Here is a 7,921-nt window from a genome sequence, read left to right as displayed (position 1 = left end):
CAGGTCCAGGGCCTGGTCGGATTCACCCAAAAGCTGTCCGATCAAACTACGAAAAGCTTGGACAAAGGCAGAAAAGGGGATATTGCGATTGAACTGGTCAAATTTACCTTTGATAAAATACCCATTTTGCTGCGTAATCGGTTTGTGGATTTCATTCACCACGGCGGTTTTACCAATGCCAGAAAATCCCGCAATCAGCATGAGTTCGGCTGCCCCGTGAGCTACCCGCTCAAAGGCCGCTAGCAGGGCCTGGGTTTCGACGTTACGACCATAGAGCTTGTCAGAGATGAGGAAGCGATCGCACACATCCCGTTGACTCAATTCAAATGTTGAGATTGTCCCGGCTGTCTGCCACTGGCTGAAACAAGATACCAAATCGTGCTTAAGACCGATGGCACTTTGATAGCGATCTTCGGCATTTTTAGCCATTAATTTAGTAATGATCGCGGCCACCATAGGCGGCACGTCAGGGTTAATCTGATCCACGGGCGTCGGTGCCTTGGCTATGTGACAATGCATCAGCTCCAGCGGATCGTCAGCTGTAAACGGCAAGCGGTCACTCAGTAGCTGATACAGAGTGACCCCCAATCCATAGAAATCTGCCCGATAGTCAATCCCGCGATTCATACGCCCGGTTTGTTCAGGGGCCATATAGGCTAGAGTGCCTTCTAGAACATTAGGGTTTTGAACTTCCTGGTTTTCTTTCGGTAAGCGAGAGGCAATACTGAAGTCGATCAGTTTGACTTGTTTGGAGTCGGGCCGAATCAAAATATTAGCCGGTTTAATATCCTTATGCACCACACACTGTTGACCTAACCCATGGAGAATATCAGCCAGTTGCACACCGATTTCTAGAACCTCTGGTAGGAGCAACGACCGCTGCTGGAGATATGACGCTAGAGACACCCCGTCCCAATCTTCCATCACCAGAGCATAGCCATTGCCAAGGGATTCTAAGCTTAAAGGACGAATAATGCCGAGGAGTGGCGGATTATTTGTACACTGAGCGCTCAGTGCTTGTGCGATCGCATACTGATTGCGAAACTGCACTAATTCACTAAAGCTAGGGTAATCGTGCCGCAGTGCCTTAATTACCACCGAGCACTGCTGTTCGCTCTGAATTGCGCGATAGACAACTGTGCTGGTGCCCTCATATAGCTTTTCCACCAGGGTATAGCCAGAAAGCTTAGCTAATGGGCTCGGAGCATCACTGCTTGGGCAGGTCATAGATATGCACAGGAAAAATTCCTAATTTTAAATTAGGTCATATTTAGAATTTCAGGCACCTTGAATATACATACCTCATGGAACCTTGTTGATCCACACTGTGATTTCACCCGGACGACACTAGTATCTAGACACATAGTTTATACCTCAGCAGTTCTAAGTGGTTATGTTGTGAAACACCGTGCTCCTGCTATGGGCCATAGATTTTAAACTTCTTTGAAGTAGTATATGCAGTGTTAGGGTGCCGCCAACAGTTATCTATAGCCCGTTGCCGATCAAGATAAATGACGCCCAGTAGTAGGGATGACTCATATCTTGGGGAACAGTTACCCGCTGTCCGTCTTTACCCAGTACGGCCAGGCGAGCCCGTTCGCCCTCAGCGACAGTGTCACTATCTGAGAGCATAGCGGTTTGAGCGGTGCTGAGGGCTGCAGCTTTAGTCATTCCCTGGTTGAGGGCAGCGTAAAAAGCATTCATCAAAACCTGGGTGCCGCCGTCGCTGACCTGCCAAAGGGAGGCCAGTGCTGATTTAGCCCCAGCGGTCTGAATCTGATACCCCATGCCCAGAATCTCAATGCCCGTACCCAGCTCAACATTGCCCACGGCTGTCTCGCAGGCGCTGAGGACAACCAGATCGGCATTGGCCAGAAACCAGCTGCGTCGAATCGTCTCCAGGCTGACATGCTCGCCGTTACCAAACACAATAAAAGACTCTGTGGGTTGCTCGGGAACAAAGGCGGCATGGGTGGCTAGGTGCAAAATAGTATAGCTACCCAGCTCGTTCTGGACGTTTGTGGGGCTAAAGTCATTGTTTAACAGAATGTCGGTATCTGGAATTTGTTCGGCCAGGATAGAAACTTCAGTTTCGGTGGCGGGTAGATTGGCAAACCGAAACGGGTCAGACCGGCCGGCCACAGCAACAGTAAATTCACACTCGGCACAGGCAGCGGCCAGTACGCGGTGTTGAGATTGGGGGCGATCGCTAAAATTAGTTAGCGAGGCGGCGGTAATGTGGGTAATGCTGTAGCGCTGAGCCAGCCACTGTTGACCGTCGTGTAGAGCCGCTAAGGGAATATAGCGGAGGATGCCATCGGGGGCATAAACGATAGTCTCGGCCCCGACTCTTTCCAGGTCTGTTGCCAGTGGAGCAATTAACCAGTTGTAAAGCTGCTGGGCTAGGGGTTCAGCAGGCTGGTAAGGATTGGCGAGAATTTGACCGTATGCGGTGACGGTGGCTCTCAGCTGATCAGCTGTAACAGCAACTGGGTAGCGAACAGGCGGTGCATCTGGCGTAATCAGGACCAGTTCGAGGCGCTCTTCGAGAATTAAAGGATAGATGATAACGCTGGTTTGAGGCAGCTCGCGGAGCTCACGCTGAAGCTGAGCGTACTGGGTTTGTAAATCGATAGTTTGGCGCTTGCTAGTGGTTTGTAACTTGGTGAGCAGGGCGGCAACATCAGGGTAGTTTAGCCAATCAGCAAAGGTCGTGCGTAGGTTTTGTTGACGGGCCTGCAGTTCGTTGCGGCGAGCCGTCTCAGCACCGGACAGCGGCTGATTAGCCGGATCTTGCAGACGAGCCAGTTCTTGACCTTCTAACAGCACCTGCCTATACAGACGCAGCACATCTTCTTCAATATCCCAGTGGCTAATGTTTGGACTATGGTTGCCACGCTGTACGTCACTGAGAGAATCGTCGAGTTCTTGCACTTTGAGTAAGTCAAGAACCGCCTGGGCTTCGAGGACGCGGTTGGCCTGTAGGAGCAGGTCCGCTAGAGTCCGATAGCTAGCTTCGATGGAAGCCAGTCCTGACGCTGCTCCCAAATAGGACTGTTGAACATCGTCCGGTAGCCCAGCTAGATCGGCTCTGATGGCCTCATTTACCTCAACAGCTTGCTTATAAAATATAATGGCCAGCTCGGGTTCACCCATTCTGGCTAGAACTTCCCCTGTGGCACTAAAAATCAGCCACTCTCCTCGCCGATGTCCAACGTCTTGAATGGCAGGAAGGGCCTCTGCTAATAGAGCAATCGCTTCATCGTAGCGGCCTACAAACGAGTAGGCATACCCCAGATTACCAATGGCATAGGCTTCTACTAGCCCATTATCCAACGTTCTTGCAATCTGAGCAGACGTTTCCAATGCTTCAATAGCGTTGTCGTAGTCTCCCAAACGCACATAGGCATACCCAAGACTGATCAGTATGGAGGCTTCTTGAACTAAGTTCTCTGCTTCACGAGCGGCCCGTAAAGCGGCATCAAAGTATAGTAGGGCTTCTTGGTAGTTTTCTTGGTCTTGATAGGTATCTCCTAGACAAGAGAGGGCCGATATTTCAAGCGAAGAGAGGGTCGATATTTCACGCGATGGGTAGTCATTGATGTTAGTACGTCGGAGAGCCGATAGGGCGAATTGGCAGGCGTCGATGCTCTGCTGATACTGGCCGAGAAAGTATTGAACGCTGCCTAAATTAACCCAGGCCCAGGCAACCACGGGCAGGTTGTTGATCGTTTGCGCTAACGCCAGCCCTGACTCTGTATTACTTAGGGCGGCTTGGTAATCTGTAACTACCAGATGCTGTTCTCCGAGCATAATCAAAACAGCCGCTTTGAGTCGTGTCAGCTCCACACTTGCACTTGCGGTGAAATTAGCGGCAAAGGTTTTTTCAATATCGTTGATTAGCTCAATGGCTGTGTTAAAGGTTGCGATCGCACCTCGATGATTGCGATCGCCAGCCTGAGCTTCACCCTCCCGAACTTTTAGAAAAAGTTCACCATAGGCTGTCTGTAGCTGTGAGGTGTTGCGATCGCGGCTTTGCTTGGTAAATGAACTACCGGTCTGTGCATTAAGCAATGGGCGATCGATAGTAATTGAGCGTCTTTCGCTCAGCAACGTATTGGCAGCCCAGACAGCCCGACTCGCTAGCAGCCAGCTTGACGCTAGCGCTGGTAGCGTCAACCATATAATATTCGATAGTTTTATCCTCAAGTCGTTCACAGGATATTTGGCGATGACGTCTAAAGTAACTTACTACTCAAGAAGGCTTTGTTATTCTATGCTGTGCGATCTCATCTTCAAGCACTCTATGGGCTCCTCATACTCCCAAAATTTCACTAGCGTCTCAGTCTGCTGCTGCTTTCATTTGTTTGCGCATAGTATGGATGTTTAGTGGTCACGGACTATTGAAGACTATTCCTGCTAAAAAAATGTCACCCACAATTGTAGGTGACAATATACAAGTCTCCAGATATCAAAGGAATAAAGATAAATAATGACTTTTGAAATCAGAGACTCAGATCAAACAACTGCAAACCAGTAACTTTAAACAGAATGGCTTCTTAGAGGATGAGTAAACCTAAAAGAATCGGTAGAATGATGGCCAGTGGCCAAGGCAAGGATAACCATTCTTCAGAAACATTACGTTGCCAGTTACAATTTAGACAGATGTAATGATTTTCGTTTTGCACAACAACTTGATGGTGCCCACACCGTGGACATTCAAGGTGGTGAGGGTGTAACGGATGTGACGTGTCTAGTTGACTAACCATAGTTGGTATACTCCCTAGTAAAAGGAAAACAACATCGACTCATTGCACAGCATAGCGAGTCTTTACAGGGTCATATTTTCATTGCATGAAGCCTTTCCACGGGTTAAATAAAGTGTGCATTATCGGGTATTATCTTTAAGGCATTTTGGATATTCCTCCAATTGCAGAAGTCTTAGGGAAGTTTGCGTTTGGATTCGTCAGCTTCCCTGGGATTATTTTGCAGCAGCTTACATATTAAGAAAAGACCGTGAATGGGTACGCTCGACTATCGAAAGTGAGGATAGGGTGGATTTATATACCCACTACCTAAGTATAGTTTTATACAAAAATTGCTCTTTTTGAGTCTAATTGTGTCCTAGATCACTAAAGTCAGCCTAATTTTGTGAGAATTTGACCACTAGAGAATTTTAGCAATCAATAGAAACTGCACCAGAATTTTCTCACAAAGTTGCTTCGTTTCCAGGATTTATGTCTGATTCAGACAATTGGCGCATTTACCATCTGTACTACTATCTCTGTGGCTCGTTGGCGATGAGTCGTAAGGCTGATCAACAGCCTAACGCTCAAGGAATTGAAAAACGCCTGGGCAAAGCTGGATTTCGCAAAATTATCAAAGCGTTATTTGGTGAAGATAGAGTCTGGGAAGGTACGTTAGAAAGAACAAGTACAGTCACAACTGGTACCATTGTGTCGATGCTGGGCAAGCTTCGAACTAGCCTTAATGATGACTACCAAAAGCATCAAGAATCTTACAGTCAGGTGTTAACAACAGAAGACATTCTGATCACACTGCACAAATTAATTGAGTTAACTCCTCAAGAGCGTCAACAGTTAGGGGTGCCTGTAGGTGATGGATTAACACTTCTACAGCAAATGTTGCTTTCTTTGCAAACCGTAGGAGGTGTTGAAAACTATGAAATTATTTTTCGAGCCTACAAGGAGGCTGTTGGACTTAATTTTTCCAACACAGATTTTGTTTCGCACAACCTTGACAAAGTTGATGAACTAATCGCGAGTACAGTTAAGAAATCGCTTGATTATCTTCCAGAACGAAAATCTCTCTCTCTGAGTAATTCCTCAAAATCTCCAAGTAAAGATGATACGTGTAGAGAACTAACCCTCAAGGCCCAAAGAGAAATTCGACGTCTGTTGGCTCGTAGCGGTAATACCCAAGCTTTTCTACCTGACAACGTCACTGAGCATCCTTATATTCGCCATTATCTCCAACCAGCTTTTGTTAAAAAGCTAGCTGAGACTGTAGTTAACAATGAACGATTGACTGATCGATTTCCGGTTTATTTAAGGCGAGTAACTATGGAAGCCTGTGGCCCACTGCCTTTTGCCGATCGAAATCTGGGGGCATTAGAGTTCGACAATGCATATCCCTCATTACTTAATTCGGACCTTCAAAGGCTTGATAGAAAAACTAACCTTGAACTTGTAAACGATTTGCCTGGTCCGAGCGATTATGAACTAGCTTCTCAAGAAGCCACAAAAATTGTTGTTGAGTTTTACATTAAGATATCAGCAACCTACGAATGCGCTGTTGAAGAGATATTTAATACACTGGTTAGTACTGAGACTTACGCCAATAATCAAGATCGGCGTGTAGATTTTGCTCTGAGTAGTACTGGTATTGGTGGTACTCTATCTCACGTGATTAAAGTGATCAACATGACTTTGTTAGACGATATTCCGTGTTTGAAAGCTTTTTTCCCAATTGCCCATGATGTTACATCTACCCAATCGATCATTAGAGATAATGTAGCCTCGCCTGTTTGGGCTCATAGCTTAGTTAAGCTCTGTCATAAAGAGGCTGTAGGCAAGGCATTGCAAGCTTTTCAAGATAGTAGTTCATCATATGATAGATTTGCGTTTGGCGATCCTATTGGTCATGGTGATTACTGTGGCTTCGATTTTCTGTTATCTCAGGTGCAAGCATCATTACAGTCACGTTTACAAGCTATCCGTAATACTGGTGTCAGTCCACAAACTTATATTAATGAACTTTGTCAGAGAACAGAACGTCTGCTTGCTCTTAAAAAAGCATGGTCGTACTTAAAAAGATATCCGTTTTCTTCTATGGCTATGATTGGAACTATCCATCGCTCAATCATAAAGCCTGTTTTTGGCAAGCGAAAACTCTGCAAAGATGATCCAAATATATACTTTGATGCTTACCTCTCGATTGCTGAAGTCTTGCTAGATGAGGGTGCATATAGAGCCAGCTACTCATACATAAAGGCGCTAGAAATTTTAGACACCTATGTGCAACAAGGCTTGTCCATTAAACGTAGCAAGACAGATCTTGACAATGAGGAATTTGAAATTTTCTCTGGAACCTTAGTTGTTCGTTACTTACTGTGTTTGGCTAACTACTACTATGTGTATGATGTACAGAACAAGGATGTAAGCTATTTACCACCTGGATGTTCGCTAGATATTAATCGCCAGGTTCTTGTTCAGAAAGCTTGGGAAACTCTCAGACAAGCTCAACAACATACAGAAATACGGTTGAGAAAATATATTGTCACTAGAGAGGTGTCACAGGGAACATTCCATCCTCATTACACACTTCTGGGGCGCATTTATTGTCTCAGAGCAAAATTATTAACGTTTTTTCCTCAATTTGTACTCAGAGACGATCAGTTTTTACCTACTGAAAACTTCGTAGGCCAGCAGCGAACTAGAGCATCAATACACTGGGGAAGGCTGTTTCTTTTAGAAAAAGCGCGGTTATATGCTGCTGCTGATGGTAACAGTGAAATTTATGCTTATTACGCAGCAATGCAAAGTTGCAGCTATCTTATTGCGGCTTTTGATGATGAGGAAAATCTTACCTTATCTTCTAACTATATTGGGAATAAACGTTTAAATAGTTTAAGCTGTCTAGAATGGGCAAGAAAACTGAGAGATCATGCCCTCCTGACATACTCTGAAACAGGACTTCAGTGCTACTACGAAATCAAAGAAAAAAGTGGTTTACCTGAAGACTTTAGTGATTATGGGCATTATCGGATCGATAAACTTCCACCTATTTATGAGTCAAGAGGGTTAGATACAAAAAGAACACGAGCTAAAGAGAGTGACTTTCTAACCCTTGACATGTCCTTACTTGGAATTGATGTTAGGGATATATCTAAGCTTACCCC

General features: G+C 45.6%; 3 protein-coding genes. 1 reads left to right on the top strand and 2 read right to left on the bottom strand.

The window, feature by feature from the left end; translation table 11 throughout:
- Both IQ260_RS23530 and IQ260_RS23525 read right to left on the bottom strand, forming a co-directional pair.
- Positions 1–1,227 (bottom strand): serine/threonine-protein kinase (locus IQ260_RS23530; protein ID WP_193995519.1); only part of this gene is annotated, 1,227 nt, incomplete at its 3' end.
- A 258-nt stretch (positions 1,228–1,485) separates the two neighbouring features.
- Positions 1,486–4,179, bottom strand: coding sequence for a CHAT domain-containing protein (locus tag IQ260_RS23525; protein ID WP_193995518.1), 2,694 nt, complete (start codon positions 4,177–4,179; stop codon positions 1,486–1,488).
- Positions 4,180–5,300: 1,121 nt separating this feature from the next.
- Between IQ260_RS23525 and IQ260_RS23520 the strand changes: the two genes are divergently transcribed.
- The coding region (locus IQ260_RS23520) for a hypothetical protein (RefSeq protein ID WP_322745032.1) at positions 5,301–7,921 on the top strand (2,621 nt) is incomplete at its 3' end.

The organism is Leptolyngbya cf. ectocarpi LEGE 11479 (assembly GCF_015207065.1).
Classification (GTDB): Bacteria; Cyanobacteriota; Cyanobacteriia; order Phormidesmidales; family Phormidesmidaceae; genus Leptothoe; species Leptothoe ectocarpi.
The sequence above is the reverse complement of the archived record's forward strand: the minus strand, read 5'-3'. Positions and strand labels throughout refer to the sequence as shown.